At 69.2% G+C, this 386-nt stretch carries 1 protein-coding gene; it reads right to left on the bottom strand.

Annotated features, from left to right (window positions below; translation table 11 throughout):
• Positions 1 to 386 (bottom strand): anion permease (locus tag LLU09_RS12550; RefSeq protein ID WP_228312056.1); only part of this gene is annotated, 386 nt, incomplete at both ends.

The raw sequence follows: 386 nt of genomic DNA on the forward strand, positions 1-386 counted from the left end.
GTGCCGAACACCCACAGCAGGAGCAGGAGCACGAAGGTGCAGGCCATCACGATCTCGCCGCGGGTCATGGAGCCCATGGTCTTGAGGTCCCGGCGTGCCATGGCCGGTGCTTCCGGGGTCTCCTTGAGCGTGGGCGGGTAGATCTTCATGAGCAGCCACGGCACGGCGGCCAGGCTGACCAGGCCGGGGACCAGGGCGGCGAGGGCCCACTGACCCCAGGAGATCTCCACCCCGAGCTTGGCTGCGGCGTCCACGGCCAGCGGGTTGCCGGCCATGGCGGTGATGAACATGGCGCTGGTGATCACGTTGACGTGCGCGGCGGTGAAGGTCAGGTAGGAGCCCAGGCGGCGTCGGGACTCGTCGGTGTCCGGGGTGGAGTCCTGGAC

Source organism: Salinicoccus sp. RF5, from assembly GCF_020786625.1.
In the GTDB taxonomy this organism is placed as follows: Bacteria; Bacillota; Bacilli; order Staphylococcales; family Salinicoccaceae; genus Salinicoccus.